The sequence below is a fragment of the Hymenobacter sp. HSC-4F20 genome, assembly GCF_019599275.1.
Lineage (GTDB): Bacteria > Bacteroidota > Bacteroidia > Cytophagales > Hymenobacteraceae > Hymenobacter.
This window is the reverse complement of the sequence record NZ_JAHZTD010000001.1, coordinates 960495-986303: the sequence shown is the minus strand read 5'-3', so window position 1 is coordinate 986303 and position 25809 is coordinate 960495. Positions and strand designations below refer to the sequence as shown.

28 protein-coding genes and 1 tRNA gene are annotated in these 25809 nt (G+C 61.5%); 16 read left to right on the top strand and 13 right to left on the bottom strand.

Annotated elements, in window-relative coordinates; all coding sequences use genetic code 11:
• Positions 1-49: 49 nt before the first annotated feature.
• Together K3G63_RS04235 and K3G63_RS04230 are read left to right on the top strand one after the other, a co-directional pair.
• Complete coding sequence (locus tag K3G63_RS04235; RefSeq protein WP_220612832.1) at positions 50-613, top strand: fasciclin domain-containing protein; 564 nt, start codon at positions 50-52, stop codon at positions 611-613.
• A gap of 161 nt (positions 614-774) precedes the next feature.
• The gene (locus K3G63_RS04230; protein WP_220612831.1) at positions 775-1413 is read left to right on the top strand and encodes a flavin reductase family protein; all 639 of its coding nucleotides are present in this window, start codon (positions 775-777) and stop codon (positions 1411-1413) included.
• Between the two features lie 24 nt (positions 1414-1437).
• Here K3G63_RS04230 and K3G63_RS04225 read toward each other — a convergent pair whose 3' ends face one another.
• From K3G63_RS04225 to pdxH, 7 genes are all read right to left on the bottom strand, one after another.
• Entirely contained in the window at positions 1438-2685 is a 1248-nt protein-coding gene (locus K3G63_RS04225; protein ID WP_220612830.1) for an ATP-binding protein, read from the bottom strand.
• An 11-nt stretch (positions 2686-2696) separates the two neighbouring features.
• A complete protein-coding gene (locus K3G63_RS04220; RefSeq protein ID WP_220612829.1) occupies positions 2697-3143 on the bottom strand; it encodes a response regulator in 447 nt (148 codons plus the stop codon).
• Positions 3144-3148: 5 nt separating this feature from the next.
• Positions 3149-5467, bottom strand: a complete 2319-nt coding sequence (locus K3G63_RS04215; protein WP_220612828.1) for an ATP-binding protein — start codon at positions 5465-5467, stop codon at positions 3149-3151.
• Positions 5449-6009 (bottom strand): biliverdin-producing heme oxygenase, encoded by a 561-nt coding sequence (locus K3G63_RS04210; protein ID WP_220612827.1) that lies wholly within the window; start codon positions 6007-6009, stop codon positions 5449-5451. Before K3G63_RS04210 ends, K3G63_RS04215 begins: the two co-directional genes overlap by 19 nt.
• A 140-nt stretch (positions 6010-6149) precedes the next feature.
• On the bottom strand, positions 6150-6776 hold the full coding sequence (locus tag K3G63_RS04205; RefSeq protein WP_220612826.1) for a Maf family nucleotide pyrophosphatase: 627 nt from the start codon (positions 6774-6776) through the stop codon (positions 6150-6152).
• Positions 6757-8082 (bottom strand): DUF1015 domain-containing protein, encoded by a 1326-nt coding sequence (locus tag K3G63_RS04200; protein ID WP_220612825.1) that lies wholly within the window; start codon positions 8080-8082, stop codon positions 6757-6759. Before K3G63_RS04200 ends, K3G63_RS04205 begins: the two co-directional genes overlap by 20 nt.
• 90 nt (positions 8083-8172) lie before the next feature.
• Complete coding sequence (gene pdxH / locus K3G63_RS04195; RefSeq protein WP_220612824.1) at positions 8173-8823, bottom strand: pyridoxamine 5'-phosphate oxidase; 651 nt, start codon at positions 8821-8823, stop codon at positions 8173-8175.
• A 263-nt stretch (positions 8824-9086) separates the two neighbouring features.
• Between pdxH and K3G63_RS04190 the strand changes: the two genes are divergently transcribed.
• The 3 genes from K3G63_RS04190 (at position 9087) to K3G63_RS04180 (ending at position 12160) form a co-directional block, all read left to right on the top strand.
• Positions 9087-9653, top strand: coding sequence for a YqgE/AlgH family protein (locus K3G63_RS04190; protein ID WP_220612823.1), 567 nt, complete (start codon positions 9087-9089; stop codon positions 9651-9653).
• 45 nt (positions 9654-9698) lie between these two features.
• On the top strand, positions 9699-11930 hold the full coding sequence (locus tag K3G63_RS04185; RefSeq protein WP_220612822.1) for a DUF349 domain-containing protein: 2232 nt from the start codon (positions 9699-9701) through the stop codon (positions 11928-11930).
• Between the two features lie 157 nt (positions 11931-12087).
• Positions 12088-12160, top strand: a tRNA-Thr gene (locus tag K3G63_RS04180).
• Positions 12161-13270: 1110 nt separating this feature from the next.
• On the opposite strand, the gene K3G63_RS04175 is transcribed toward K3G63_RS04180, so the two are convergent.
• Positions 13271-13588 carry a hypothetical protein gene (locus tag K3G63_RS04175; protein WP_220612821.1) on the bottom strand — a complete coding sequence of 106 codons (318 nt, stop codon included), beginning with the start codon at positions 13586-13588 and terminating at the stop codon, positions 13271-13273.
• Between the two features lie 108 nt (positions 13589-13696).
• Between K3G63_RS04175 and K3G63_RS04170 the strand changes: the two genes are divergently transcribed.
• A complete protein-coding gene (locus tag K3G63_RS04170; RefSeq protein WP_220612820.1) occupies positions 13697-14269 on the top strand; it encodes a hypothetical protein in 573 nt (190 codons plus the stop codon).
• A gap of 115 nt (positions 14270-14384) precedes the next feature.
• The gene (locus K3G63_RS04165) at positions 14385-15110 is read left to right on the top strand and encodes a hypothetical protein (RefSeq protein WP_220612819.1); all 726 of its coding nucleotides are present in this window, start codon (positions 14385-14387) and stop codon (positions 15108-15110) included.
• Positions 15111-15225: 115 nt separating this feature from the next.
• On the opposite strand, the gene K3G63_RS04160 is transcribed toward K3G63_RS04165, so the two are convergent.
• Entirely contained in the window at positions 15226-15837 is a 612-nt protein-coding gene (locus K3G63_RS04160; protein WP_220612818.1) for a DUF6624 domain-containing protein, read from the bottom strand.
• Between the two features lie 253 nt (positions 15838-16090).
• On the opposite strand from K3G63_RS04160, the gene K3G63_RS04155 reads away from it, so the two are divergent.
• A complete protein-coding gene (locus K3G63_RS04155; protein WP_220612817.1) occupies positions 16091-16534 on the top strand; it encodes a VOC family protein in 444 nt (147 codons plus the stop codon).
• Positions 16535-16602: 68 nt separating this feature from the next.
• Entirely contained in the window at positions 16603-16833 is a 231-nt protein-coding gene (locus K3G63_RS04150; RefSeq protein WP_220612816.1) for a Kazal-type serine protease inhibitor, read from the top strand.
• A gap of 76 nt (positions 16834-16909) precedes the next feature.
• Here the strand turns inward: K3G63_RS04150 and K3G63_RS04145 are convergent, their stop codons facing one another.
• The gene (locus tag K3G63_RS04145) at positions 16910-17116 is read right to left on the bottom strand and encodes a hypothetical protein (protein ID WP_220612815.1); all 207 of its coding nucleotides are present in this window, start codon (positions 17114-17116) and stop codon (positions 16910-16912) included.
• A gap of 168 nt (positions 17117-17284) precedes the next feature.
• Here K3G63_RS04145 and K3G63_RS04140 point away from each other — a divergent pair, with 168 nt between their 5' ends.
• Positions 17285-17557 (top strand): hypothetical protein, encoded by a 273-nt coding sequence (locus tag K3G63_RS04140; protein WP_220612814.1) that lies wholly within the window; start codon positions 17285-17287, stop codon positions 17555-17557.
• Between the two features lie 74 nt (positions 17558-17631).
• Here the strand turns inward: K3G63_RS04140 and K3G63_RS04135 are convergent, their stop codons facing one another.
• Positions 17632-18072, bottom strand: coding sequence for a hypothetical protein (locus K3G63_RS04135; RefSeq protein WP_220612813.1), 441 nt, complete (start codon positions 18070-18072; stop codon positions 17632-17634).
• Positions 18073-18747: 675 nt separating this feature from the next.
• Here K3G63_RS04135 and K3G63_RS04130 point away from each other — a divergent pair.
• The 3 genes from K3G63_RS04130 (at position 18748) to K3G63_RS04120 (ending at position 19944) form a co-directional block, all read left to right on the top strand.
• Positions 18748-18936, top strand: a complete 189-nt coding sequence (locus K3G63_RS04130) for a hypothetical protein (RefSeq protein WP_220612812.1) — start codon at positions 18748-18750, stop codon at positions 18934-18936.
• Positions 18937-19456: 520 nt separating this feature from the next.
• On the top strand, positions 19457-19651 hold the full coding sequence (locus K3G63_RS04125; RefSeq protein ID WP_220612811.1) for a hypothetical protein: 195 nt from the start codon (positions 19457-19459) through the stop codon (positions 19649-19651).
• A 68-nt stretch (positions 19652-19719) separates the two neighbouring features.
• Positions 19720-19944 carry a hypothetical protein gene (locus K3G63_RS04120; protein WP_220612810.1) on the top strand — a complete coding sequence of 75 codons (225 nt, stop codon included), beginning with the start codon at positions 19720-19722 and terminating at the stop codon, positions 19942-19944.
• A gap of 123 nt (positions 19945-20067) precedes the next feature.
• On the opposite strand, the gene K3G63_RS04115 is transcribed toward K3G63_RS04120, so the two are convergent.
• Positions 20068-20442 carry a 4-fold beta flower protein gene (locus K3G63_RS04115; RefSeq protein WP_220612809.1) on the bottom strand — a complete coding sequence of 125 codons (375 nt, stop codon included), beginning with the start codon at positions 20440-20442 and terminating at the stop codon, positions 20068-20070.
• A gap of 112 nt (positions 20443-20554) precedes the next feature.
• Positions 20555-21418: a DNA/RNA non-specific endonuclease gene (locus tag K3G63_RS04110; RefSeq protein ID WP_220612808.1), complete on the bottom strand. Its 864-nt coding sequence runs from the start codon at positions 21416-21418 to the stop codon at positions 20555-20557.
• A 275-nt stretch (positions 21419-21693) separates the two neighbouring features.
• On the opposite strand from K3G63_RS04110, the gene K3G63_RS04105 reads away from it, so the two are divergent.
• From K3G63_RS04105 to K3G63_RS04095, 3 genes are all read left to right on the top strand, one after another.
• The gene (locus K3G63_RS04105; RefSeq protein ID WP_220612807.1) at positions 21694-23757 is read left to right on the top strand and encodes a tetratricopeptide repeat protein; all 2064 of its coding nucleotides are present in this window, start codon (positions 21694-21696) and stop codon (positions 23755-23757) included.
• A gap of 217 nt (positions 23758-23974) precedes the next feature.
• Positions 23975-24664 carry a hypothetical protein gene (locus tag K3G63_RS04100; RefSeq protein WP_220612806.1) on the top strand — a complete coding sequence of 230 codons (690 nt, stop codon included), beginning with the start codon at positions 23975-23977 and terminating at the stop codon, positions 24662-24664.
• Between the two features lie 110 nt (positions 24665-24774).
• A complete protein-coding gene (locus K3G63_RS04095) occupies positions 24775-25773 on the top strand; it encodes a PspA/IM30 family protein (protein ID WP_220612805.1) in 999 nt (332 codons plus the stop codon).
• Positions 25774-25809 lie beyond the last annotated feature (36 nt).

The following is a 25809-nucleotide window of genomic DNA, read 5'->3' as shown; positions in this document are numbered from 1 at the left end:
GGCGTAGATGCCAGCAAGTTACTTCTTACCCACCCTTTTCCTGTTGTTTATGAAAAAGCAGTTCTTTTCCCTTGCCTTCCTAGCCCTGCTGGGTACTACCTCCGCCCTGGCGCAGGCCACGCTTACTCCCGGGACCGTATCGGTGGGTGGGGAGGCGATGTATCCCAACAAGAATATTGTCGAAAACGCCGTAAAGTCCAAGGACCACACCACGCTGGTAGCCGCTGTGAAAGCCGCCGGTCTGGTAGAAACCCTGCAAGGCAAGGGCCCTTTCACCGTATTTGCTCCCACGAACGCGGCCTTTAGCGCCCTCCCCGCTGGCACTGTTGAAAGCCTGGTAAAGCCCGAAAACAAAGCGACTCTGACCAAGATCCTAACCTACCACGTGGTAGCCGGCAACCTAACGGCCGATAAGCTTATGGCAGCTATCAAGTCCGGTAAAGGCACGGCTACACTTAAAACCGTTAGCGGCGGTACGCTCAAAGCCATGATGAACGGACCGAAAAACGTAGTCCTGCAAGATGAAAAAGGAAATATCTCCAGTATTTCAACGTACGACGTACTTCAAAGCAACGGTGTAATTCACGTAGTTGATAAAGTACTGATGCCGTAGGCACGAACAGCACCTATTTTTTTCGTGTAAAGCTGTATTTATTTTTCTGCTTCTGCAGAAAAATAAATACAGCTTTTTTGGTGCTGCCAGCGCTAATGCGCACGACTTTTTACCCGCCCGCCCGTTAGTACTGTACCGCACCCTGACTTTCGCCCGTACCCATGCTCCATTTTACCGCCGCTGACTTCCCCGAACTGGAAAAGGTGTTTCGCCTCAACCTCATCAATGGTATTACCGGCTTTAAGTCCGCCAACCTGTTGGGGACCCAGGATGCCACGGGCCATCCGAACCTGGCGCTCATCAGCTCCGTGGTACACCTGGGCTCCGATCCGGCTTTGCTCGGGCTCATGATGCGGCCTCCTACCGCACCGCGCCACTCCTACGATAACATCCGGGCGACGCGCTACTACACGCTCAACCATGTGCACACGGGTATCTTGCGGGCTGCTCATGCTACGTCGGCAAACGTGGCACGCGAGATTTCCGAGTTTGCCGCCTGTGCCCTCACCCCGCAGTATCACGACAACTTTGCCGCCCCCTACGTACGGGAAAGCCACGTGCAGATCGGCTTGGAACTGGTGGAAGAACTTCCTATCCAGGCTAACGGTACCGTGCTGCTCGTGGGGCACGTACGGCACCTCTACCTCCCGCCCGCCGCCCTGCGGCCGGATGGCTCACTCAATCTGCCGGCTGCCGGTACCGTGGCCCTGAGCGGGCTTGATACCTACTACACTGCCGAGCCGGTGGCCCGCTACGGGTACGCCCGTCCCGGCGAGCCGGTGCCTGAGCTTCCCTTTTAAGCCGAGCCACCGGCTCCGCCTCGACTACAGGTACAAGCGAAACGTGGTGCCCTCGTCGGGTTGGCTTTCCACCTCGATGCGTCCACCCCGTCCTTCCACCAGCCGGCTCACCAGGAACAGGCCCACGCCGGTACCTTCGCCAGCCTGGTGATGAAAACGCCGGAAGAGCTTGAACAGCTCCGCCCCATGGCGTTGTAAATCGATACCTAAGCCGTTGTCCCGCACCTCCAGCACGGTTTGTCCCGCTACCGCCTGACTGCGTAGCCATACCCGCGGCCGGCGGGCGGCGTGCCGATATTTGAGGGCATTGGTCAGCAGATTCAGTAAAATAGTACGCAGGTTACTGCGTACGTAGGGAAGCTCGGGCAGGGCCTCGAAGTCGGTGTGAATTTCGGCCTCCGTCTCCAGCACCTGGGGCCGCAGGGTTTGCAGCACCTCCGCAACTACTTCACGCAGGGGCACGGCTTCCACCTGCTGCTGCCCCGGCTGCCGGGTTTCCTGCACGATAGCAGCCAGCCCATTGATGGTAGACGAGAGGTCGCGCAGCGACTCGTCTACGAGTTGCAACACGTAGCTTTCTTCCGGATCGTGAAAGGTAGCACTACGCCGCAGCTCATCAAACAGGCCCTGCAGGTTATTGACGGGCTGCCGCAAATCGTGAGAGGCGGCGTACACAAAGTTATCCAGGTCCGCGTTGGTGCGGGCCAGTTGCTGGTTCGTTACGCGCAGGATCTGATTGCGGGCCTCCACTTCGGCATTCGCAGCCAGCAGCTGACGGTTGGAGTGCTGCACCTGCTGGCGCGCCTGCGTCAGCTCGGCCAGCGACTCGCGCAGTTGTGCATTCACGGTGGCCAGCTCCTCATGGTGCTGCGCCACGCGCTGACGCCACTCGTTTTTCTCGATGGCGTGGATAACAGTTTTGCAAAGCAGTTCCTGATCAAAGTGCTGCTTCACCAAATAATCGAGGGCCCCGTTGTTGAGCGCGCGTACGGCCAGCTGCTCGCTGCCGCCCCCGGTAATCATCACCACGCACAGGGTATCAGGCGGAACCAGCTGCCGCAGCTCCTCAAGCAAGGTCAGACCATCGGTATCGAGCAGGTTGTAGTCGAGCAGTACGCAGTCGGGCTGCCAGCGCTGAAACAGAACCACGCCGTCCTGGCCGGAGGCGGCTTCCTCAATGGCAAACTCCACCGGGCCCACGGCCCGGCGCAGGTAGCGTTTGTAGAGCACCCGGTCCTGCTCGTTATCATCAATCAGTAAAATCTTTTTCACTCCGCTCATGCCTAGCTCAGCCGTGGCAGCTCGGCAGCGCCAAGCCAATAGTGAACCAACAGCCGGGCTTTTTCTTCCAGCGAAGCGTATTCAATAGGCTTGGTCAGGTAGCTGTTGGCCCCTAAACGGTAGCAGTCCTCAATGTCCTGGCTGCTGGAAGAAGTACTCAGGATAATCACCGGAATAGACCGCAGCCGGGGGTCTTGTTTCAGCACGCTAAGCACCGTGCGCCCGTCGGTACCGGGCATGTTCAGGTCCAGCAGTACGAACGCAGGCAGCAGGGCCGGCCAGCCGGGCCGCTGACCATACCCCTGCAGATAGTCCAGGGCCTGGTCCCCGTCCTCGCAGCGGAGCACCGGGTTGGGTAGGGCTTGTTTGCGGAAGGCCCGGCCCAGGGCCGTAAAGTCTTCCGCGCTGTCTTCCACCACCAGGATAGGTTTTAGAGATGAAATGGTCACTTAGTTTACAGGTACTTTGAAAGAGAAAAGTAAAAGGTAGCCCCTTGTCCTAGTACGGATTCCACCCACAATTCGCCGTCGTGCCGCTCAATCATTTTGCGCGCAATAGCCAAGCCTGCCCCCGTACCGCCCCCGTACTTATCCTGGGCGTGCAAACGCTTGAAGATCTTGAAAATAGTGTGGTGGTGCCGGGGGTCAATGCCGATGCCGTCGTCCTGCACGTAGAACACGTAATAGTCCTGCGGATTCCCCGTACCGCGCGGCCCGGTAACGCCGGCCGGGGCCACCCCAATTCGCACGGCTCCCTCGGGAGCATCGTGGTAGCGCATGGCGTTGGTGAGCAGGTTAATGAGCACTTCCTGCACCCGGATTCGGTCGCAGCGCAGCGTGGGCAGCGGCTCCACCACCGTGACGGTGGTGCGCAGTTGCTCGAGACGGGGCTGCAGCAGCTCCAGTATTTCGGCTACGACCTCGCCCATGTTGGTTTCTGAGACGGTAAGCTCCTGCCGGCCCAGACGGGAGAGTTGCAGCAGCGACTCAATCAGGGCTTCCATGCGCTGGCTTAGCCGCACCAGGGTTTGCAGCTTACTTACCCCGTCGGCATCGAGCTGATCGGCATAATCTTCCAGCAGGAACACCGAATAGTTGTGAATGCCGCGCAGGGGTTCCTTCAGGTCGTGGGAGGCGACGTAAGCGAAGGAGTCCAGCTCATCGTTGCTGCGCTCCAGCTCGGCGTTGAGCCGGTTTAAATCGGCTGCGCGGGCCTGCAGCTCGTTGAAAATCTTCAGCCGCACATCGGCCAGGTGCAGCCGGATTTCTTCGGCCGCCGCCACTTCCAGCTGCCGCCAGGGCAGGGCCGTGTTATCCACCAGCTGCCGCCAGGCGTCAAACGATTGCCGGGGCGAGAGCTGCAACTGCCCGTCGCGGAGCACTTCGGCCTTCTGGGTTTTACCGGCCCACGTGACGGTTTGCAGCTGCTCGGGCCGGAACCAGATAAGGTAGTCGCCCGGCTCCTGGGCCAGCGAAATGGCCAGTACCCCGCTGGCGGTGCCGCGCATGGCCAGCCCGGCGGGGTTGTGCTCGGCGTAAGAGTTGGTGTAAAACACATCCTCCCGCATGTGCTGGCCCAGCCACTGGGTTAGTTCCCGGATCTGGGCCTGCGAAGGCGTAGCGCCCAGGGTAATGATGGAATCAGCAAAGCAAATGGCCGCCCCGCCGCATTCGAACACGTCCTTCACCGTAGGCGTGTGCTGGTAAAGGCCCTCCAGGAAGTTAGCCTGCCGGCCCACGTGCTCAAACAGGCGGGCCTGGGTCTGGCGGATGTGCAGCTGGTAGGCGTAGTCGTCGTGCTGCTGCTTGTTGGCCAGCAAGGCCGAAAACGTCTTCCCGATAAACAGACACAACTCGCGCAGCTCGTAGCTAAGCAGGCGTGGGCTCAGGTGGTGGCAGGTCATGAGCCCCCAGAGCTTGCCGTCCTGAATCACGGAAATGGTCATGGTTGCGGCCACGCCCATGTTGCGCAGGTACTCCAGGTGAATGGGCGAGACGCTACGCAGCACCGCGTGGGTCATGTCGGGCGGGCGCCCGGCTGTGGGGTGCAGCACCGGCACGAGCGGGGCGGGCACGTAGTCGACGTCGGGAATAAAGCGCAGCCAGTTTTTCAGGTACAGGGCCCGGGCCTGCTGCGGAATGTCGGTGGCGGGATAATGCAGGCCCAGGAAGGGCTCCAGGTCGGCGCGCTTGGCTTCGGCTACTACTTCTCCGCTGGCATCCTCGGCAAAGCGGTACATGAGCACCCGGTCAAAGCCCGTAAGGGCCCGGATTTCGTCCACGGCCCGCTGGCAGAATTCCAGCACCGACCCGGCCGACAGCATCTGTCCCAGGGCCGCGTTGAGGGTGGGCAGATCCAGCGCGGCGCCCTTCTCCGTAGCGGGCACCGGTTCGAACTCCAGCCACAGCAGCTGGTCGTAGCGGTGCAGAATCAGCTTGTAGTGGGGCCGGTCGGGCAGCTGCGCCAGCTGCACGCTCAGCAGCTGGGCGTCCTGGGTGAGGGCCGCGTAGCGCTGCTCTACTTCGGCAACCTGCGCCGGGCTCAGCAGCCGCTCCAAGCCTGCCCCGAGCAGGTCCGAGGCAGCAATGCCCAGCAGCGCGGCAGTGTTGGCGCTGGCGTGCACGATCCGGCGGGTGCTTTCCTGCAAGGCCAGCAGAAACCCGTGCGGCTGTACCGAGCCGGGAATATGAATCGGTTCCCGGTCGCAGGTAGTCAGCGCGACGGGTGCGTTGATCAAACGCTCATCGGTAGTGATTACGGCTGTTCGATCCACGCGTGTAAGTGTTGAAAGGTAAGAATAGCGGACCCGACGATTTCCGCCTGCGGCGGCTCTTCCTCGGCTTCAGCGGCCAGCAGTAGGCAGAACCGTTTCCACCGGCTGCCCGTTTGCTCGCCGTACCCGGTAAAATACGTACGGAGCGTACTACCGGCTTTGGCCAGCTGCCGGCTGATGAGCTGCCCGCCCAGGGTAGAGCCTTCCAGCACGTACATGGCGCCCAGCACCTGCGCCCGGGTGCGTAGCGGGGGCATACGCGGGCAGTCGGGCAGGGCCCCTACCCCCGGCAGGTCCTGCGCAATCAGGTGGGCCCGATGCCGGGCTTCTATCTCCCAGTCGGCACTAAAGAACTGCTGGTCCAGGGCGGCCTCGTAGGGCCGCAGAAAGGTGTAGAGCTTGCCCAGAAAGTGCTCCGTTGCCGCAGCCGAAACGGTGCCGGCCAGCAGCTGACGGTTGAACTCGTTTTGCTCCAGGGCCGCGTGGTAGGGCTGCGTGGCGTGGCGAAGCAGGGACAGGATGGGGGAAGCAGCGGGCAACATTACGGAAGGAACAGGGCACTCAAACTGCGAAGTAAGTCAAACCACAGGAAAGCGCTAGCTCAACCGAAGACTTTTCCCGTCTTTTAACTGCCGGCTGGCCGGGGTTCCTGGGATAGGTCCGGATGGTCCTCTGCCCTCCCCTACACGCCAACGCGCACGGCCCCCAGCCGGACCAGTTCTTCCCAGACCCGGTGCACGGGCAGGCCCATCACGTTGAAATACGAGCCTTCGAGCCGGGTAACGGCCACCATGCCCAGCCAGTCCTGGGCTCCGTAGGCGCCGGCCTTATCCAGCGGGCGGTACTGGGCCACGTAATGCTCAATTTCGGCCAGCGTGAGCGGGCGGAAGTGCACCCGGGTCTGGTCGGAAAACACTACCTGGCGGCCGTCGCCGCAGAGCAAACACACGCCCGTGTATACGTCGTGGGCACGGCCTTGCAGGCGCAGCAGCATCTGCACGGCCTCGGCCGCATTGGCCGGCTTGTTGAGTACATCCTGGTCCAGGCATACAATCGTGTCAGCCGTGATGAGCAGCTCGTCCGCGGCCAGATCGGGGGCGTAGGCCGCCGCCTTGCGGGCGGCCAGGTACTCGGCTACTTCCGCCCGCACCAAGTGGGCCGGGAAGCTTTCGTCCACCTCGCGCAGGCGCACTTCGTAGGCCAGGCCCAGCTCCCGCAGCAGCTGGTGGCGGCGGGGTGAGTTGGAGGCCAGTACTAACCGGGGGGCCGCGGGCAGCAGAGCGGCGGAATCAGGGGCGGAAAGCGGCATAGAAGGGCGCGGCGGTTTCGTCAGCGTGAATACTGCTGAAGAGAAAGCCGCCGATGGTTTTAGGGTAGAAAAAAGTAGATTTGGGCGGCATCACGGCTCCCGAATAGCACACGCGCTCCACCTCGGCCATGCTGACCTCGTTGGTAATCAGGGCGGCGCAGGCCTCGCCCTGGTCAACCCGGCTCAGGCACTCGGAGAAGTTGCGCACGTAAGCCACGCCCGGCCACTGCCGCTGCGCCTCGGGGCCCACAATGCCCAGGGCCTTTTCCAGCACGAAGTAGTGGAGTACCGTCAGGTCCAGCGCCTTTACCTCGGGTGTGGTGTGCCAGTTGAGCTGGGTGTGCACCTCAGGGCGGAGCCGGATTTTGTAGCCCTGCCCCTGCCCCTGCCCCAGATAAAGGCCAAAGGCCCAGGGCTTGCCCGCAATACGCTCGGGCAAGTCGTAGGGGTCCTCCAGGGGAAGTACGGTAAAGTACGGGGCCAGCCGCGCGAGCAGCTGCTCCGGCACCAGGCCGGGTAGCTCCAGCAACAACCGGTGGGTGGGCAGAATGCGCAGGTCGTCGGCGGCGGCATTGGTCAAATACATCAGGTGGAAGTTCCAGGCCTCCTGCCCCGTGTAGGCCGCTCCGGCCGCGGCGCGGCGCACCCGCCGGTAGGCCAGGGAGCCTTCGTAGCGGTGGTGACCGTCGGCCAGAATTACCTGCCGCCCGGCCAGCACCCGCTGAAAGCGCTGAATCACGCGCGCGTCCTGAATGACAGCCAGCACGTCCCGGGCGCCCTGGTAATCCTCTTCCGTCTGGTAGAGCGGGTTCTCAATGGCCTCGTCCAGGTAGCGCTCCAGCTCAAAGGCCTCGTCGCGGTAGAGGCCGTGGGTGGCGCTGGTCTGAAATTCGGTGCAGGCCAGCAGCTCGGCCCGGTCGCTGACGGCGGCGGGCAGCGTGTTTTCGTGGCGAAGCACCACCTGTTCTTCCCACTCCGTTGCCCGGATGTGGCACATAAAGCCCTTGCGGCAGTACTCGCGCGGGCTGCCCGGCAGCCGGAAGTACTGGTAGTAGGCGTAAATACCCGGCAGCGCATCCTGTTCCAGCACGCCCTGCTCCTGCCACTGGCGCAGGCGCTGGCGGGCGGCCGCGGCCGGGTCCTCGCCCCGCGGCACCGATAAATGAATGCTGTTGAGTGGATTGCGGTACAGCGCCTCCCGCTGCCGGGGCGACACCACGTCGAACAAGGGGGAAACGTACTCGTCAATCTGCTGGCTTAGCGCCGCGTTGTAGCGCCAGCCGCGCACGGGTTGAATTTCAGCCAAACCGATAGGTAGTGGAGTTTTGGGGAAGAACGGACGGGGTGCCAGACGGCCAGAAGCCGCGTGGTACTCCGCGGGGAATGGGCTGCTGCCTCAGGGGGCCAGGCGGCTCAGGCGCCACTCCAGGCCCACCCGCTCAAACACAATCCGGTCGTGCAAGCGCGAGGGCCGGCCCTGCCAGAACTCAATCCGCTGGGGCCGGAGCAGGTAGCCGCCCCAGTGCGGGGGGCGGGGCAGGGGCTGCTGCCCGGCAAACTGCTGGACAACCTCCTGCTCGCGCTGCTCCAGCTCTTCCCGGCTCCGGATAGGCTGGCTCTGGGGGGAGGCCCAAGCCCCGATCTGGCTGCTACGGGGCCGGCTCTGGAAGTAGTCGGTTGACACGGCCTCGGGGGCTTTTTCCACCCGGCCTTCTACCCGCACCTGGCGCTCCAGCCCCGGCCAGAAAAAGGTAAGGGCCGCCAGCGGTGAGGTAGCCAGTTCCTGGCCCTTGCGGGAGTCGTAGTTGGTAAAGAACAGAAATCCTTCGTCGTTGGGCAGTCCTTTGAGCAGCACCACCCGGGCGGCGGGCTGGCCGGCCTCATTCACGGTAGCCAGCGTCATGGCCGTGGGCTCCTCCAGCCGGGCGGCAATGGCTTCGTCCAGCCAGGTCCGGAATTGCCGCACGGCGTGGGGTTGCACGTCGGCTTCGGTGAGGGTACGCTGGGAATATGTCTGCCGTAAAGCGGCCAGTTGCGAGTCGGTCATGACAGGTAGAAGTCAGAATGAAACGAAGCGCGAAAGCGCCCCCCGCGCCCCACGCACGGCAAAAGGTGGGGAAAGATGCGGGCGCGAAAACAATCATCGCCGCTGCAAGGTAGCACAATAGCGGCGGGGGACGGAACCTGCGCCCCCCTGCTTCGCGTACTTCTTGTGTACCGGAGCCCGCGCCAGCGCGGCGCCCTCAAGAAACGGGGGCCGTCGCGCCGGCGTGAGGCAACTCCCGTTTGACGCTTAACTTCCTGCTTTTCATGCCTCGTCTTCGTCCCGGCAGTCTGCTGATTTCTCAACCCTTCCTTGGGGACCCAAATTTTGAGCGCACAGTGGTGCTGCTCTGCAGCCATTCCGAGGAAGAGGGTTCCTTCGGGCTGGTGCTCAACCGCCCGGCCACCCTCCAGCTCGGGGATGTGCTGGAGTTGCCGGGGGAAGACCTGCTTCCCGCCGCCCACATCCCGCTCGGGCTGGGCGGGCCCGTACAACCCGATACGCTGCATTACGTGCACCGGCTAGCCGATCTGCCCCAGGCGCTGAGCCTAGGCCAGGACGTGTACTGGGGTGGGGACTTTGCGACCCTGCTCGAACGACTGCTCACGGGCAGCGTGGCCCCCGAGGACGTGCGCCTGTACGTGGGCTACTCCGGCTGGACGGCCGGACAACTGGCTGCGGAAGTACAGGAAAATGTCTGGATTGTACACCCTAATGCTGCCGGGAAAGTATTTACTTTGGACACGGATGCTTTCTGGCAGTCCATTTTGCGCGAAAAAGGGGGCCGATTCCGAGTTCTATCCAACTATCCGACCGACCCCCGTCTCAATTAAGCGCCTCCACGTACCCCGCCTTCCGGGGTCTTTCCGCTGACTTTTATGCTACCCGAACAAGACGCCCCTACCCCTGCCGATTCGTCCAACGACGCTGAATCGCCCCAGAGTATTCTGGAACGTCGCCTGGCCGAAATTCGCGACCGGCAGACTCCTGCTTCTGCCGACCTGACGGAACGACCGGCCCAAGGCCCCCCCGCTTCCACCGAGCCGGCCGGAGCCGGCACCGCGGAGCCCCTCGCCGCTCCTACCCCGGAGGTCGTCGCCACCACCGAATCAGCTGCCCATATTCCGGCTCGCCCCGAAGCTGACGGCCCAGCGCAGGCCCCAGGCTCCGCCGGTGAAGCCCGGGCCGTTGCCCACTATGGCACCACTGCTCCCGCGGCCCAGGAGGCCGCGCCAGCCGCCGAGCCCGGGCAATCCGCCACCCCGCACGTTACGCCGGAGGTACACGTACCCGCCACCGAGACGGTAGCAGAAGCGTTGGAAAGTAGTCCCACCGTTGGCTCCTTGCCTACTTCTTCCGATGCACCCGCCTTGGAGGAAGACGAAGAGTACGTGGCGGAGCAGCCCGCCGTTGATTTTGCCAGTCTGCCTTTGCCCGAGCAGGGCGCCTACCTGCTGTCCCTGCTCCAGCGGCCTGATGCCCGCCAGAACCGGCGCCAGATTTTTGACTTGCACCGCCAGTACGAGGCAGGCGTACAGGCCGCCCGGCAGCGCGGCGGCGAAGCCGGAAGCCAACCGGAAGAGGTTGCCTCGGCTGAGCCGGCTGGGCACGCCGAACTCACCAAGGCCCTGCAGGATTTCCGTGAAAGCCGCTCCCGCGACGCGAAAGCCGAGGATGAGCAGCGGGCTAAGAACCTGGCCCACAAGCAGTACCTATTGTCCCAGCTTCGCCAGCTAGTGGAGTCGGCGGAAACCAAGGATAGCTCGGCCCGCATAAAAGCCCTACAGCACGACTGGAAAGCCACGGGCCCCGTGCCCCAGAAGGAAGCCCAGGAGCTGTGGAACAGCTACCACGCCCTACTCGATATTTACTACAACAACCGCGGCCTGTTCTTCGAGATGAAGGAGCTGGACCGCCGGCGTAATCTGGAGGCAAAAGAAGCGTTGATTGCCCGGGCCGGGGCGCTGCAGCAGCAGCCCAGCATCAATAAGGCCTTGCAGGAGCTGCGGCAGCTGCACGAGGAATGGAAGCACATCGGCCCCGTGCCCAACGAGCAGCGCGAAACGCTCTGGCAGCGCTTTTTGCAGGCTTCGGAGCAGGTCCACGATCGTAAAAAGGAGTTTCTCACGGCGCGGCAAACCCAGGAAAATGCCAACCTGGAGCGTAAGGCTGCCCTACTGGAGCAACTGCGGCCCTTTGGCGAGTTTCAGACGGAACGCGTAAACGAGTGGCGCGCCAAAACCGATGAGTTGCAGAAACTCAAGGAAGCCTGGGATGCGGCCGGCTTGGTTCCGCGCGACAAGGCCGAAACAATGAACAAGCAGTTCTGGGTAGCGTACAAGGGCTTTTTCCAACGGAAGAACCAGTTCTTTAAGGCCCTGGATGAGGAGAAGAATGCTAATCTGAAGCGCAAGCTCGAGTTGTGCGAGCAGGCGGAAGCGGCGTTGCAGAACCCGAACTGGGAAGAAGCCCGCGAAACTGTAATCCGCCTCCAGAAAGACTGGAAACTGATTGGGCGCGTGCCTGAAAAACAGTCTGACAAAGTCTGGAACCGTTTCCGCACGGCCTGCGACTCCTTCTTCGACCGCAAAAAAGAAGAAACCCGGCAACGGGAGCAACACGCCCAGCACCTGAGTCAGGAGCAAACCCAACACCTGACCCGCTTAGCCGAAACCGTGGCTACGCTCTCTGCTGAGCAGCCTGGTACGCTGGAAGGCTTCCGCCACCAGGTAGCCGAGTGGCAAGCCTTCGACGGGGCCGCTCGTCATGCCGACCGGGCCGAGGAAAGGTTTCAGGCCCTTATGGCCAAGTATCTTGATACCGTACCAGGACTTTCCTATGCCGAACGCAACGATTTGCTCTTCACTCTGCAAGTCGAACGGCTTAAATCGGCCCCAGATGCTCAGCAACTCCTCTATAAAAAAGAGCAAGCCCTACGGCGGGAAATTAATGAGCTGGAGAACGACATATCTACATTAAAAACCAATCTGGAATTCTTCGCCCGCTCTAAGAATGCCAGCCAGCTCCGGCAAGAGTATCAAGGCCGCATTGACGACGCGCAAAGCCGGATTGACGGGTTGAAAAAGCAGCTTCGCACTATCCGCAGCTAGTCTATTTTTCCGCAGGCGTGCAAAAATGCTCCCCACTCACATGGGGAGCATTTTTTTTATAAAACGATAAGTCAAGCACTTACCTATCCAGCCCGAGAATTTCTGATAAATCACTTTGCTGATTTAATCGGAGCTGCTACTTTTGTCCAACCTAAACGCCTCCTTAGCTCAGCTGGTAGAGCAACTGACTTGTAATCAGTAGGTCGCTGGTTCGATCCCGGCAGGGGGCTCACAGGCTTTCAAACCCGTTGTAAATCAATGATTTGCAACGGGTTTTTTCGTTCTGTGCCTCTTTCCTGTTGAACAGGCTCGCCAGACGTCCTGCTCTCCTACTGACTACACCAAAAAGCCCCGACAGTTGTGAGCTGTCGGGGCTTTTTGGTATGGGATGCAATAGGTAGTGTGGGGCAAGATACGGAGTACTGCTTAGGTTGGTTTTAGCTTCAGTGCTGGCACCAACTGGCTGAGCACCCACGGACTGGACTAAACTGTCGAGTCGTAAAGCCAGCACCGAACACCAGCAGCCATACCCACCACGGGGTGCCATTTTTCGCGCTGGTTGCCGTAGGCTAAGCACCGGGTGCCGTAGCTGCGGCCCCGCCCTTCTGGCCCGCCTTGGTGTTGTCGGTAGCTTGGTGCGCCTGGCCTACCTGTACTGGTGCCTCTGCTTTCTTGGTCTCTACCTGGGTAGCTGTGTTGCCGTCGCCTACTTGGTAGATGATGGTACTGTTCTTGACCTTCTGCTTTTTAGGCTGAACTGGAGGAAGTAGGCTAAACAGCCGACGGGGCGGGCTTGCTAGGCTGTTTCTATTAAGCTTTCCTCTTTTTTCCTAGCAAGCTTTCCTCACTTCTGCCTGAGCTTGCTTTATGGTGAAGTGAGTCCGGGAGCTTCGCAGATAAGCTTGTCAATGTTGACAGGCTATTTGAGCAGCTCTCTACAGGCTCCGGTTTGGAGCCAGTGCAGCTGGTTAGCAAGAAAACAACCCCAACCGCTAACACCACCAGTCGCAGACCTGCGCTCAACCGTTCAGGATGCCGAGGGCTCACGCGGCGTAGGGCACGGTCCCAAAAGGGCAGTCTGTCCTACCTCAAACGCGGGGTGCCGGGCCGCCAAGTTCAGCACGGGGTCAAATAGGAGTATCCGGCTCAGGATGGCGGCTATCAAGTGGGGCCAAGTTGGGGCCAGGTACAGCGCCCAACAGTACGCCAGGGGGCCAATGATGTGTAGCGCCACCGACTGCTCTTTTGCCTCTTACCGGGCGGGGTGCGGTGAATGGCAGGCATCAGCCGGCCCTGCATGAAGGCCAGCAGCGCCACAAACACCGGCCAGAATAAGAGCTCTACCATGCGCAGCCAGCCGGAATGGTGTGCGTGTAGCCGCCGGCATCCTCGTAGGTCTGGGTAGCCCAGCGTACGGTATCAGCCGTCTGAGCCGTGTGCAACTCGATGGCGGCCGGGGCGGGGGTGCGCTGGCAGTTGAGCAGACTGGAGCCTGCCAGCTGCCGGATAATCACAGCGGGCAGTAGGTCGCGCTTGCGAGCGACCTCGGCTTCGTTGCGAAAGGCGCGCCACACGGTCACCACGACGAACACCGCTGCTGACCAGAAGGTGGCGTAGCTCCACCAGGTGTCCTTGTCGTGCAGGTTGTAGTCGAGCACTACTACAGCCGCTGCGCAAGCAGGGCGTGCTGACGGAGCAGGAGTTTGAGGAGCAGAAGCGGCGGGTGCTGCGGTAGGTTCACTCTGCCCTGCTCTATATCTTGCACAATGCAACACGGCTACCTCTTGCGGGCTCTCATCCCTCTACTCCTGCTCCTTACTTCATTTATCGGTTCCGGTTGGGCCCCTTTCGCCGTGGATGAGCAGTTGCAGGTGCTGCTTCCCCATCCTGCCCAGGAGATGGATATGGCCAAGTTAACGGGACGCAGCCTGCCCAACACCCGGGTGCTCTGGACCACTGATTCCCTCGCGCTTTACCAGATTATACAGGTGAAGCTGACGCCAGAACAGATGGCAACGGTGATGGGCGAAGAGAACCGTCAGAAATACTACAATGGCGTACTCAAAGGCCTGCTCAACGCACAAACCGATGGCGTCCTGTTAGAGCGCACGTGGTTCTCTACGGCGGCGGGCCCCGGCATGGAAGTGAAAGTCAGAGCTCGTCATCAAAGCACGGGCAAACTGGTGGTGAAGTACTCCCGTAGCCTGCTGGCCAACGGGGTAGGCTACGCCTTCAACTTTATTCCCAAGGACCTAACCGATACGGCAGGTGTAAGTGGCGCTGAGCAGCGCCGCCGTTTCTTTTCCTCTATTCAGCTAATCCCCGCCCACAAGAAGTAGCCCACCGACCTGGTTTATTTCACCCGGCTATTCCCCCTCATGTCTTCGCTTCCGCCTACTGCCCCCGAAGCCCCACCCGCTGCTCCGCGGGGCATGCCCCCCCCTACTGCTACTGGTGCTCTGGTTCATCGGTAGCTGTGCCGTAGTCGTAGCCATCATCGTGCTCGAAGTCGCCAACTACTCGCGCAGCAACGACGACCTACAGTCGAGCACCTACCTGCTGTTGATTCTGAGCCTGGTAGCCGGCTTGCTTGGCATCATCAATGCCTGTGTCGACAAGAGCGTGGTCCGGGTCGTGGCAGTCGTTGTGGGCCTGCTGCCTGTGGAACTGCTTGCCCTATTGGTCTACGAAATATCTGATTCCTTCTCTCGGCAAACGTCCTATGAACAGCCGGAGGCCATGACCCGGGAGGACTGGCAGGAAGTGAAGCGCCGGGAAGAAATGATCCGCACCCACCCGTACACGGGGCGCGATTCCATCGAACCCTACTACACGGCCGAGCAGATGCCCAGCCTGACCGGCAAACCCGAATACCAGCCGGATCCGAGCAAGTCCTACGTAGAGTTGGGCCGGCTACTCAGCCGCCGGGCTACGCCTACCCTAGACTCTGCGCAGCCGCGCCCCGATACCGTCTTCGTCAGCTTCACCGTGGGTCCGTACGGCGGCATTTTTCAAGAGCAGATTCAATACCGGAATACTCCCAAAAGCGCAGCTCATAAGCAGGCGGAAGAGGCCGTGCTGTTGGCTGTGCACGACGTACCGCGCCTGCACCCCGGCCGCATCAACGGCAAGCCGGTGTCCGTGCGCATTCACGTGGCCGTCCCACTGCCAGGGCCGTAATACCTACTCAGCTGACCGGTGCCCGTGAGTAGCGTTCTTCGGCATATTGAGAGCATACGGAAAGCCCCTCCGATGTGGAGGGGCTTTTCGTTTCTACCCATGCCTCCAGTACTGCCTACTTAGGCTTGTTCATCTGCTCGTGCGACGCACTCATCCTGTCCAGGTACTGCTGCAGCGGCTCCATGCCCATCGCAGCGCGGCGCTTGTCCACGTTCTTGGGGTCGCGCAACGACCGGGGTACGGCCTTCCCCAGTCCCGGGCCTTTGTACTCCACCTGCGTGCCGTACTCCAACGGCTGACCCGCATTCAGGGCTACCCGGTCGGTCAGGTAGGCGTAGTTGACGGCGCTGGCATTCTGGCGCTTCACCTCGGGCAGCATCAGCCCCAGCACCTGCCGCTGGAAAGCGGGGTGCGCGTCGGCGTGCTGCACCAGCAGCCAGAAGTTGTTGGAGCTTTTCTCCCCCACCTGCCGGAAGCCCGGGTATCCGATCTGCCGCACGATCTTCTCCAGCACGGGTTGGTGGCGGGCATAGTTCTCCTTCTCCACCTGCTCCAAATGCCGGCCGGCGCTGTCGGGCAGTTGCTTGAACAGCTGCTGCATGGGCCACTGATCGACGTAGGCCAGGCTGTCCAGCGTCTTGCTCAGCTTCGGGTATAGCACGGGTGTGGTCTGGGCAGTCGCAGCGCCCACGCCCCACAGGGCAGCAAGTACGGCAAGTCGTTTCATCCCCAGCAAACTAGCGAATCCGTGCCAATTATGGAGTACTACCCCCAGGCGCTACTACCAGGAGTCGGCCAGCCGGCATTTATAAGGCTACCTCCTCAAGTTCCGTAAAATCTATGAAATAGAATGCAGCTCGGTAGCCCTCCAGCTTGCTAAAAATGTGTCGCAAATGCCCCCGCAGAATGTCGCGTTTAGCGGCCCTGCAGGGGCATTTTAGCCGCTACTTTTGCCCTGTACCCACTACACCACTACGCACATGGCAACTACTATTTATGTCAACCTACCCGTCAAGGACCTCAGCGCTTCGGTAGCCTTCTTCACCCAGTTGGGGTTTCACTTCAACCCCCAGATGAGTGACGAAAGAGGCACCTGCATGATCATCAGCGACACCATCTACGTGATGCTGCTGGTGGAGCCGTTCTTCCAGACGTTCACGGCCAAGCCCTTGGTCAATGCCCACCAGGCCAACGAAATGATTCTCTGTGTATCGGCCGACAGCCGCGCGGAGGTGGACCGCCTCGCTGACGCGGCCCTGGCCGCCGGGGGAATAGCCGTGCCGCAGCAGCCGCAAAACGACATGGAATTCATGTACGACCGCAACTTCCAGGACCTCGACGGCCACCTCTGGAATATTATGTACATGGACATGGACCTGGCCTGCGCCCAGCAGGCGGCTACTTCCGAAACGGCCGCCCAGTAACTAAGGGTGCAACCATTTGGAGTGGTGACGTCATCTGCTTGGTAAAGCCTCCTCTCCACCTCTTTACCATGCGTACACGACTACCTATCTGTCTGCTGCTCTTTTCCCTGGCAGCCTGCGCTTCCAAGAACGACGATGCAGAGCCCGACCCTTCTTGCATCGACGTGACCCAAATCAAGCCGGGCCCCTGCCCGGCCAACGTGGACCCGGTTTGTGGCTGCAATGGCAAAACTTATCTGAATAGCTGCGAAGCCGGCCGAGCTGGCCTAGTTTCTTCTACGCCGGGTGCGTGTAAGTAACTCTGGTAGGCCATATACAACAAAAGCCCCTTCACATCGGAGGGGCTTTTTACTTGTAGGAGGTAGAGCAGAAGGCTTACCGGCGGAAAAAGCCTTTGGCTTCCCAGGCCGCCACGTTCTGCGTGCGCACGAAGCGCGTTTCCATGTGGCCCCAGGCATCGTGCCGGTACATGACCGTTTTCCCGACTTCCCGCTCGTGCAGGGACAGGAGCCGATCGGCATGGGAGACGGCAGGCACAGCTTCTTCGCTGGCTTTGCGGGGGCGTTTAACTGAAGTTGACATACCAGGGCAACGCGGCCCTTCTCCAAAAGGATCCATCGGGCACCTGGCCACGAGTGGCGGCAACGCAGAAGTAAGCCCCTGCAGGAGAGAAGTGCCTTTTAAGGCACAACTTCCTCCCTTAGCAATTCGGCGGAAGTCGAGCGCGCCCCCCTCACCTTCGAGGAGGTCATGCAGCTCTACCGCCATGAGCCCCTGGAACTCAAGGAAGGCAGCACCAACTACCAGTCCCGGCGGCAGGTGCGGGATGCCTTCGTCTTCAACTGCCTCACCGGGTCCCGCTCCTCGGACCTGGCTCGCCTGAAGCCCTCGGACCTTACACTTGAAACGTTCCGCGACGAAGACGGCACCACCCGCCAGCGGCCCATTCTGGCCTACGACCAGCAGAAGATCAAACGCGATAAGAAAAGGTGCGCGTGGCCTTGGACCCGATTGCCTACGTAGTCCGTTATACTGTCTTCGACGGCAGCCTTCTGGCTCCGGTCGGTGAGGAATGCTTGCGCAGCTACCGTGAAAGTTTAGGCAGCCCGTAGTTCGGCCTCATAGTAGCAGTCCCAGTACCCATTATCGAGGCGGTAGACATTGACGCGGCGGACGAGACCCGTGCGAGGGTGTCGTTCCTTTACCTGGCCACGCCACACAATTCTATGGGGCCGGGCATCGGAACCGGGCTGTACGGGCTGGCCGAGGGTATAGGCAAAAGGTACGGGGGCTAGGCCAGACTCAAAGTCGGAAAAGGCTGCCGCTTCCGGAAAGGGTGCAGGTAGCACCGGATCTGCTGCCGAGCATGCTTCCTCATGCCAGGCCAGCGGTTCGCCGCACGCCAAACACAGGGAGGCATCACTCTCCTCGATAGGAAAAGCTTCTCCTGGCTGGCCAGGGAAAGCTACGGGGTCTACTTCCTCACCTGAGCCGATGTCCAGAAGTATTATTTGCGGACTCTTTTTTCTGACAGCCATACCCAACTAGCTAAATAGGTGAGCTAAATTAGCTTACGCTAACTATTTTGGCAAGACACTTCCTTGGCAGTGATTATGCGCTAGGCCTGCATATTAGTACGCCTGGTCGCTTCAGACGCAAGCCCCTGCTGCGAATACAGGGCGAGCAGGGGGCAACAGGTCAGCAACCAGGGAGCACATGCGGCTTTGGCCGCGCTTAGTGGCGTAGAGTAGCCTCTTGCCCAAGAATTGCTACGCTGGTCCGTCAACAGGACAGGGGTACACCTCTTGAGACGGGCCGCCAGAGGCGACGCAAAGAGTTGTTCTGTGTTTAGCACGAAGACATACCCTTTTCTTCGCTTTAGCTGCCTTCCTATTTTTTGTAGAGCAGCGCATAAGAGCCCTGACGCCGGCGGGACCGGGGCGGGCGCTCCGTGAACACGCTGGCCCAGGGGTGCATGCTTACGCAGACGCCGGCGCCTACTCATTGCCAGCAACTAAACCACCAAGAATACAGGCTGCATTTTGTAGTTTTCCGCCATGGTTAACTTCTTTTGCTTTTCTCTGCCGCTTGTCTTTCTATTGGCTCTAAGCAGCTGCCATTCCGCGCCTCCGGCCGCTAGTGCGGCTGCACCTGCGGCCCCGGCGCCAGGGTCTGGTTCCGGAGCAACGACGACGGCTGCGGCCCGTGCGGCCGTGGCCCGATACGTGCAGCAGCAACCTAACCCGGCTCTCTACCAGCTGGATTCAGCCCGCGTGCTGGAACTGGAGGCGCAGTGGCAGGTGCTTGTACCCCGCACCGACTGGGTTGGTCGCATGCCCAACAAAGCGGCTTTTACCGTGGACAAGGCCACGGGCACCGTTACTGGTTTACCCGTGAAGTAGCTGCTTACGCGCAGAGCCGACGCGCCCCGGCTGTCTTTGAAGGCGGACGCGTTAGGCTCCCGGTCTGTCTCTGCTACCTTCCTAGTACGTCACCGGTACAATGCTACTGGTTTCCGGCCTGCCTCTTTAGTACGAAAACCTTGGTGGTCGCTTACATGAGCATCCCGATGGCTACGCGGTGGTTCCCCATAACGAAGGGCCGCGCCAAGTTGCTACCTATCAGACCTTTCATGCTATGTAGAAGACCTGCTCAACTACCGAGGCTGGGATAAGACGCTGGCTAACCAGCGCCTGCTCCTGCCCTTCACGGACGAGGAACGCGCCTGAATGCAGAGGCCAGTGGCTGACCGTCTTCTACGCCTTACAGCCCTAGATGACGGCGTCCGCGCTGCCCGACGATGTATTTGCCCGCCTGGCCATGAGCACCCTCGTGCAGGGAGCCGGTGAAGGAACCCTGACTTACCTCAGGTACTTGCTCCGATATGCAAGCTACACACGGTATAGTTCCGTATACCTCCCCATGGCAACTACCTCGCTCTCCGACCCGGATTTCTCTTTCCAGCCTTATTCAACCAACGACCACGCGCTGGCAGACCTGGCGGCCTTGACGGGCTTATTCAATCCGGCGTTGCTTGTGGATGAGCTACTAGAGCCAGGCACCGGGGCCGCCGCCGAAGCGGCGGCCCCGGTGCCCAGAGCGAAGCCACCTGAGTAGGCTCTGGAGCCTGCACCGAGGGTTTGGTATGCTTGTTGCCGTTACACAGGGGTACCCTGTATTCCTCCATGTCTGATACGGAAGTAGCTTTTCGGGCCGCTCTGCATGATGAGCACCACGCCACGGCAGCAGTTTTACTAGCTCAATTGGTATCGGCTCACCACGCCCAGCGGGCTCCCCTATCTTTTGCCCAGGATATTCGGCTGCAACGCTACTGCCTGGATCTACTTTCCCAGCGTTCCGTAGCCGGGGCCGATGCCCTGCTTCGGATAGCAATTACCTGGGTGCTATAGCCCTGCCCTCCTCTAGCACGTAGGGGTTCCCCGCGCAGGACTGCGTATTTTATCCGTTCTACAGCTGAGCTGGCAGCGACTAGCAGAAGGGCACTATCCCCTAGTATACCTGGGGTAGGCAGGCTATTGCCGGAAATAAGTCAGGGCCGACCAGGGCGACCATTCCTGGCTGTGCCGCCGCCGAGCGGGGCGGGGTTGCCGGACTGGGCGGGGCCGCGGCAGGGCCGCCAGGCGAATTCGTGCCGGAAGGGTGGTATAGCGGGGTTGAATAGCTGGGCGCGGGGGCCCCCCAATAGCATTTTCAGCAAATAACGCGGGGCGCCCGTGCCGGTCGTAGAGCCAGCCTTGGTGCACCCAGCCCAGGTAGCGGCCCTGGGCCGTGTAGAGCAGTTCCTGCTCGAACCAGGCCACGACGTTACCTTTTGTATCGTACACCCCCTCGCAGGCATCATCAGCATATGCTACCGGAACGCCAGCCGTATTGTAGAGCGGAATCATCAGATGCAGGCATAAAATTCCGCTTACTAACGAAATCTGTCCGGTAACCGGATTGCCAGGCTTCAGCACCCGCCCCGTACGTGAGGCACTATTCAGCGTGGGAGCGTGCCGCTTACTCTGGACCGTTATCCACGCGGGCTTCCACCTGCTGCTGCACTGTAGGACTTACGGCCGAAAGTAAATCGTAGCCAGTGGCCGCCTCAATGGCATCCACGCTGGTGCGGTACTGGGTCCAGTCAGCGGCGAGGGCATTGGTGTTGGGCGTGTCCACGGCAATAACGCGGGTAGCTGCCGTAACCCGGGCCGCGTCTTGCTCGCCGGTGGGCAGGATAACAATAACTTTCCAGAGGTGGGCCGGTACGGTAATGCGCCCCTGATCCAGGGTAGTCCTGTACCCCCCGGTGCCCGTACCACCCCGGCCGTAGCTGCCACACACTACGTAGAGCTCGTTGGCGCCACCAGACAGTTGGCGCCGGCAGAACTCCTCCAGGCTGGCCCAGGTTTGCTGGTTGTTCCGTGGGGCCTGGGGCACCATATTCGTCATCAGGAAGGTAGCGGCGTTGTCAGCCACGGTGGCGGTGCGGTCGGCCGAAGGGCACTGGTGGCCGCGGTCGAAGCCCGAGCCAGCGTAGCTGGCGCTGGTGACGTGGTGCCAGGCAATGGGCAGCTCGTCGTCGGGTCGGAAAGTATCCTGCCGGGCCGCCGAGCCCAGCCAGCGCGTCGTCAGGTGCCAGCTCACCCAGTTGGGCTTGCCCTGGTCGCGGTGGTACGAGAGGGCAAACTGTGGTTTGAGCAGCAGGTAGTTGGATGGCGTGCGCGCGTCGGTTGTAGCGCCGCTGGGGTTACCCAGGGTAAGGTGCTCGGACAGGTCGGAAGCCGGGTGTAGGTCGTCGGTGGCGCAGGACCAGGTGCCGGCCAGCACAGCGGCACTCAGCACCCGGCGGACCCACTGGCGCGGGAGCGAAAGGAAAAGCATAGCACAAAGGTAAGACTAGCGGCTGCTTTCAGCCGAAGGAAAAGCAGTTGAGGCCGTTACCCCGCTGGGCCCTAAGCGCCCCGAAAGCTGCCCTCCCCGGCCGGGCGGGCCCTGACAAAGCGCTCCGGCAGGAAGAAGCCGTGCCCTACCTAGGCCCTCTTCCTGCCGGAGCGCTGGGCGCTTCCTGGGTGAAGCATCCTCTGCGGTGGTCTTTGGGCGCGAGCCGGGAGCCAGCCTGAATTTTACGGGTCCGTTTCCCTTGCGTACCTTTCCCCATGATTCGACGCTTTCTGGTGCTGGGGCTGCTCGGGCTGCTGGCCTCCTCCGGACGGGCGCAAAGTCCGCAAACCCGCCCCCTGTACCGAGCCTTGCAGCACGCCTCCTCCGATACGGCCCGCGTGCTGCTGCTGGCGGACTTGGCGGCAACTTACCGCTATTCCCGCTTTGACTCCGTACAGTGGTACGCCCGGCAGGGTCTGGCCCTGGCCCGGCGCATTGGGTATACCAAAGGGGAAGGACGTTGTCTTTCGCGCATTGCCCTGCTGCTGGGAGAACGGGGCAACCTGCCCCAGGCGCTGCGCGTCGACCTGCAGGCCCTGCGCCTTAACGAAGCCAGCCACGACCTGGAAGGCACGGCCCGGACGCTTAATCAGACCGGACTGCTGTATTTCGCCCTGGATGACTACCGCCCCTCCCTGCATTATTATTTCCGGGCCCGGCGGCTCTACCAGCAGGCCCACACCCAGGATACCTCCCAGCTCATCAGTGTGTTAACCAATCTGGGCGCCAGCTACGAAGGCCTGCACCGCTACGATTCGGCGGCCTTTTTCCTTCGCCGGGCCTGGCAGCTGACCACGCGCGCCCGCAGCCTTTCCCGCAGCTGCTGGGGCAACCCGGCGCCCTACGTGCTGCGCGAGCTGGGCCGGCTGCACGTTGCGCAGGGCCAGCCCGAAACGGCCCTGCGCTTTTACCGGCGCAGCGTACGAAGCGCCAGCCCCGAAAACGACCGGCGCAGCGCCAGCCGCTCCTACCAGTACATGGCCGAGCTTTACCAGGCCCGGCAGCAGCCAGACTCGAGCATCTACTATGCCCGCAAGGCCCTGGCCCTGGGTCAGTCGCTGCCGTTTATGGTGGGCATCGTCCGCAACAGCAAGTTGCTTACCCAGGCCTTTCGGCAGCGGCAGCAGCCGGATAGCACACTCAAGTACATGGGCTTGCTGCTCATGGCGCAGGATAGCCTGCATAACCCGCGGCGCATTAAGCAGTTGGATGCCCTGGGCTTTGCCGAGCAGCAGCGCCTACGCCAGCTGGAAGAAGAGCGTCGTGCTTTCGCCGGGCAGGTCCGCACCGCGGCTCTGCTAGCCGGCGTGGGCGTATTGCTGCTGGTGTCCATGCTGCTGAGCCGCAGCAACCGCCGCCAGCAGCGCACCAACCGGCACTTGCAGAGCCTCAACCAGCAGGTCACGCACCAGGCCCGGGAGCTTACGGCCCAGCGCGACCATCTGGCCCGCACCCTGCAGGAACTCAAAATTGCGCAAAGCCAGCTGGTGCTGCGGGAAAAAATGGCGTCGCTGGGAGAGCTGATGGCCGGCGTAGCCCACGAAATTCAAACCCCGGTCAGCTCGGTGCGCAAGTTCGCGGCTATCAGCGCCGAGTTGTGTACCGAGCTGCGGCAGGAAGTGGGCCGCCTTATCGAGCGGCCCTACGAACGGGAGCTGCTGGATGAGATGCTGCAGAACCTACTGCAAAATCAAACCCGGATGCTGCAGTTTGCCCAGCGGGCCGATTCTATTGTGCGCGGTATGCTGGAATACTCCCAGGAGGGCAGCGGCCCCCGCCAACTCACGCGCCTCAACGACTTAACCGAAGAATACCTGCGACTCACCTACCACGATGTGCGGGCCAAGAACCGCTACTTCACGGCGGCCCTGCTGCTGCGCCTGGACCCGGCCGTCGACTCGGTGCAGATCGTCCGGCAGGACATTGGGCGGGCCCTGGCGGGCGTGTTCAGCGCCGCGCTGCTGGCCGTGTTGCAGCGCCAAGCGGATGCGGAGCCGGAGGAAGGCTACATTCCGCAGGTAGAGCTGCACACCCGTCGCCTGGCCGACGACGTGGAAATCAGGGTGAGTGACAATGGCGTGGGGTTGTCGGCAGAAGCCCTGGCAACCTTGTTTCAGCGCTTCCCCACCCCTGACGCGCCCACTGACCTGAGCCTGCCGCTCAGCTATGACCTGATTACGAAAGGACTAGGCGGACAACTTACGGCTACGAGCCAGCCCGGGCGGGGCACCGAGTACCTCATTACCCTGCGGCTGCCGGCGCAACCTGCCACGGCCTAACTACGCGGCGAGCTACTGCGGAACCCGCACTCTACTATTTCGGCAACTACCCCCTTCCATTTTGAAAGGGCTAGCGGAGCCGCGCGCGTATCGCCCTAGCCAGGCTTTTATTATTACAATCTGATTATCAATAATATATATAACCACAAGCAAAAAACCGGGGGCGTCGGCACTGGTCTTGGCAATAGGCTGCCATCCACCAAACGCTACCTGCTTAATGCCTCTCTTCGACAACATCGCCAAAGCGGCCAAGGACTTCTTCATTGAAGAAACTACCCCCACGGGTCCGGCGCTGGCGGCTTCTGCCGGGCGTCCGTTGCCCGGAGTGGTTCCGCTGGCCTTCGGAACGAGTCCGGTTGCCGCCCCGCCTACCCCTGCTGGCATCACCCAACCCGAGCAGCGCCACCTCGACCACATTCAGAGCCTGCTTGCCGGCGACGGCAAAGACTTCGTGGCCTATACCAAAATGGTGAAGAGCCTGCAGGCCAGTGGCCTTTCGGGCCCGATTCTCTACCAGACGGCTTTCAACGCCTTCACGGCCGTGACGGGCCTGGACCTGACTACCCTGCTAAACTCGGCGGAACAGGTGGAGCTAAAGCTGACGGCCGACCGCAACCGGATTTTGGAGCGCCACCGCGAGAAGCTGGGCGAAATCCGCATTCCCAACGTGGCGCCCAGCGCCCTGGTGCAGCTGCAGCAGCAGGAGCAGCAGCTGCAACTAGCCCTCACGGAGCTGGCCCGCCAGCTGGAGGAAAAGCAGCAGCAGCTCCAGGCCACCCGCCAGCAGCTGCAGGAGCAGCAGCAGAAAGCCGCCGCGGCCCTGGCGTCCTATGAAATGGCCCACGCGGCGGCCGCCACTGAGCTGCAGGCCCACCGCCAGGCTACTCAGTCTTTCCTGCTGAAGTAACAACCCGGCCTTACGGCGCAGGAGAACACCCTGCGCCCTACCCCTTACTCTAGTCGCAGCCCTCGGCGGCGCACCGCTTTCATCTGCCACTTAATCTTCCTTTTATACCTATGAACACATCGTTTCCTTCTGAGCTCAAACCCGGCCTGAGCGGCACCTTGCCCAAGTGGCAACAGCCCGAAAAGGTGGCCGGCTGGGTGTTTCTGGGCGGCGTGGTGGCCGCCGGCGTGTACAGCTGGGGCACCATCGTGCCGTTCCTGGTAGATGTGGTGTTTGACACCGTGAAGCTCGGCATCGGGCTGGGGGTGCTGTTCGGGGCCTTTCTGCTCTTCACCACCCCCCGCATCAAGGCGGGCTTCTGGTACGCCGGGCAGCGGATTTTCCGCACGGCGGCGGGCATCTTCGTCAACACCGACCCCATCGGCATCATGGAGGACTACATCCGAAGCACCTCGCAGGAAGCTCGCAAGATGGAGGAGGAAGTCGGCCACGTGGAAGGCGCCCACGAGCTGGTGAAGCGCAAGCTGGAAGCCAACACCCTGCAGATGCGCGAGTACCTGGCCCTGGCCGACGCGGCTACCCGCCAGCGCGAACCCGACGCGGCCGAAAGCTACGCCTCCCGTGCCGCCCAACTGCAGGACTACAATCAGCGCCTGCTGCCCATGCTCACCACCACCCAGAACGTGAGCCTGGTGATGCGCCAGATCCTGAAAGCCGCCCTGCGCCAGATCGACAACAGCAAGTTCAAAGTAGGCCTGCTCAAGGACGAGTACGAGCTGGTGAAGCGCACCAGCAGCGGTATGCGGGCGGCCATGAACATCCTGCGCGGCGACCCGGACAAGAAGTACTTCTTCGACCTGGCCACCGACCGCGTGGCCCAGGACATGGCCCAGCAGCTCGGCCAGATCAAGCAGGCCATGCGCTACAGCCAGGAGTTCGTGAAGGAAATGGACATCCAGAACGGCGTCATGAGCGAGAAAGGCCAGCGCCTGCTGGAAAAGTACCAGAAGGGTGAGTTCAACGCCCTGCTCGACGAAAAGCCCGCCCCCATGACCACCGCCCAAACCCGCACCGCTACCACCGACGCCTACCGCAGCCTGCTCGACTAAGGCTTAGCAGTCTGCTTCGCTCCACTACCCCTCCTC

What these genes read in the sequence shown, in the direction of transcription:
- K3G63_RS04235 (WP_220612832.1), top strand. Translation starts at nt 50, where the DNA reads ATGAAAAAGCAGTTCTTTTCCCTTGCCTTCCTAGCCCTGCTGGGTACT.
- K3G63_RS04230 (WP_220612831.1), top strand. Translation starts at nt 775, where the DNA reads ATGCTCCATTTTACCGCCGCTGACTTCCCCGAACTGGAAAAGGTGTTT.
- K3G63_RS04210 (WP_220612827.1), bottom strand. Translation starts at nt 6,009, where the DNA reads ATGTTGCCCGCTGCTTCCCCCATCCTGTCCCTGCTTCGCCACGCCACG.
- K3G63_RS04205 (WP_220612826.1), bottom strand. Translation starts at nt 6,776, where the DNA reads ATGCCGCTTTCCGCCCCTGATTCCGCCGCTCTGCTGCCCGCGGCCCCC.
- pdxH (WP_220612824.1), bottom strand. Translation starts at nt 8,823, where the DNA reads ATGACCGACTCGCAACTGGCCGCTTTACGGCAGACATATTCCCAGCGT.
- K3G63_RS04190 (WP_220612823.1), top strand. Translation starts at nt 9,087, where the DNA reads ATGCCTCGTCTTCGTCCCGGCAGTCTGCTGATTTCTCAACCCTTCCTT.
- K3G63_RS04185 (WP_220612822.1), top strand. Translation starts at nt 9,699, where the DNA reads ATGCTACCCGAACAAGACGCCCCTACCCCTGCCGATTCGTCCAACGAC.
- K3G63_RS04170 (WP_220612820.1), top strand. Translation starts at nt 13,697, where the DNA reads ATGCAACACGGCTACCTCTTGCGGGCTCTCATCCCTCTACTCCTGCTC.
- K3G63_RS04160 (WP_220612818.1), bottom strand. Translation starts at nt 15,837, where the DNA reads ATGAAACGACTTGCCGTACTTGCTGCCCTGTGGGGCGTGGGCGCTGCG.
- K3G63_RS04155 (WP_220612817.1), top strand. Translation starts at nt 16,091, where the DNA reads ATGGCAACTACTATTTATGTCAACCTACCCGTCAAGGACCTCAGCGCT.
- K3G63_RS04150 (WP_220612816.1), top strand. Translation starts at nt 16,603, where the DNA reads ATGCGTACACGACTACCTATCTGTCTGCTGCTCTTTTCCCTGGCAGCC.
- K3G63_RS04145 (WP_220612815.1), bottom strand. Translation starts at nt 17,116, where the DNA reads ATGTCAACTTCAGTTAAACGCCCCCGCAAAGCCAGCGAAGAAGCTGTG.
- K3G63_RS04140 (WP_220612814.1), top strand. Translation starts at nt 17,285, where the DNA reads ATGCAGCTCTACCGCCATGAGCCCCTGGAACTCAAGGAAGGCAGCACC.
- K3G63_RS04135 (WP_220612813.1), bottom strand. Translation starts at nt 18,072, where the DNA reads ATGGCTGTCAGAAAAAAGAGTCCGCAAATAATACTTCTGGACATCGGC.
- K3G63_RS04125 (WP_220612811.1), top strand. Translation starts at nt 19,457, where the DNA reads ATGGCAACTACCTCGCTCTCCGACCCGGATTTCTCTTTCCAGCCTTAT.
- K3G63_RS04120 (WP_220612810.1), top strand. Translation starts at nt 19,720, where the DNA reads ATGTCTGATACGGAAGTAGCTTTTCGGGCCGCTCTGCATGATGAGCAC.
- K3G63_RS04115 (WP_220612809.1), bottom strand. Translation starts at nt 20,442, where the DNA reads ATGATTCCGCTCTACAATACGGCTGGCGTTCCGGTAGCATATGCTGAT.
- K3G63_RS04110 (WP_220612808.1), bottom strand. Translation starts at nt 21,418, where the DNA reads ATGCTTTTCCTTTCGCTCCCGCGCCAGTGGGTCCGCCGGGTGCTGAGT.
- K3G63_RS04105 (WP_220612807.1), top strand. Translation starts at nt 21,694, where the DNA reads ATGATTCGACGCTTTCTGGTGCTGGGGCTGCTCGGGCTGCTGGCCTCC.
- K3G63_RS04100 (WP_220612806.1), top strand. Translation starts at nt 23,975, where the DNA reads ATGCCTCTCTTCGACAACATCGCCAAAGCGGCCAAGGACTTCTTCATT.
- K3G63_RS04095 (WP_220612805.1), top strand. Translation starts at nt 24,775, where the DNA reads ATGAACACATCGTTTCCTTCTGAGCTCAAACCCGGCCTGAGCGGCACC.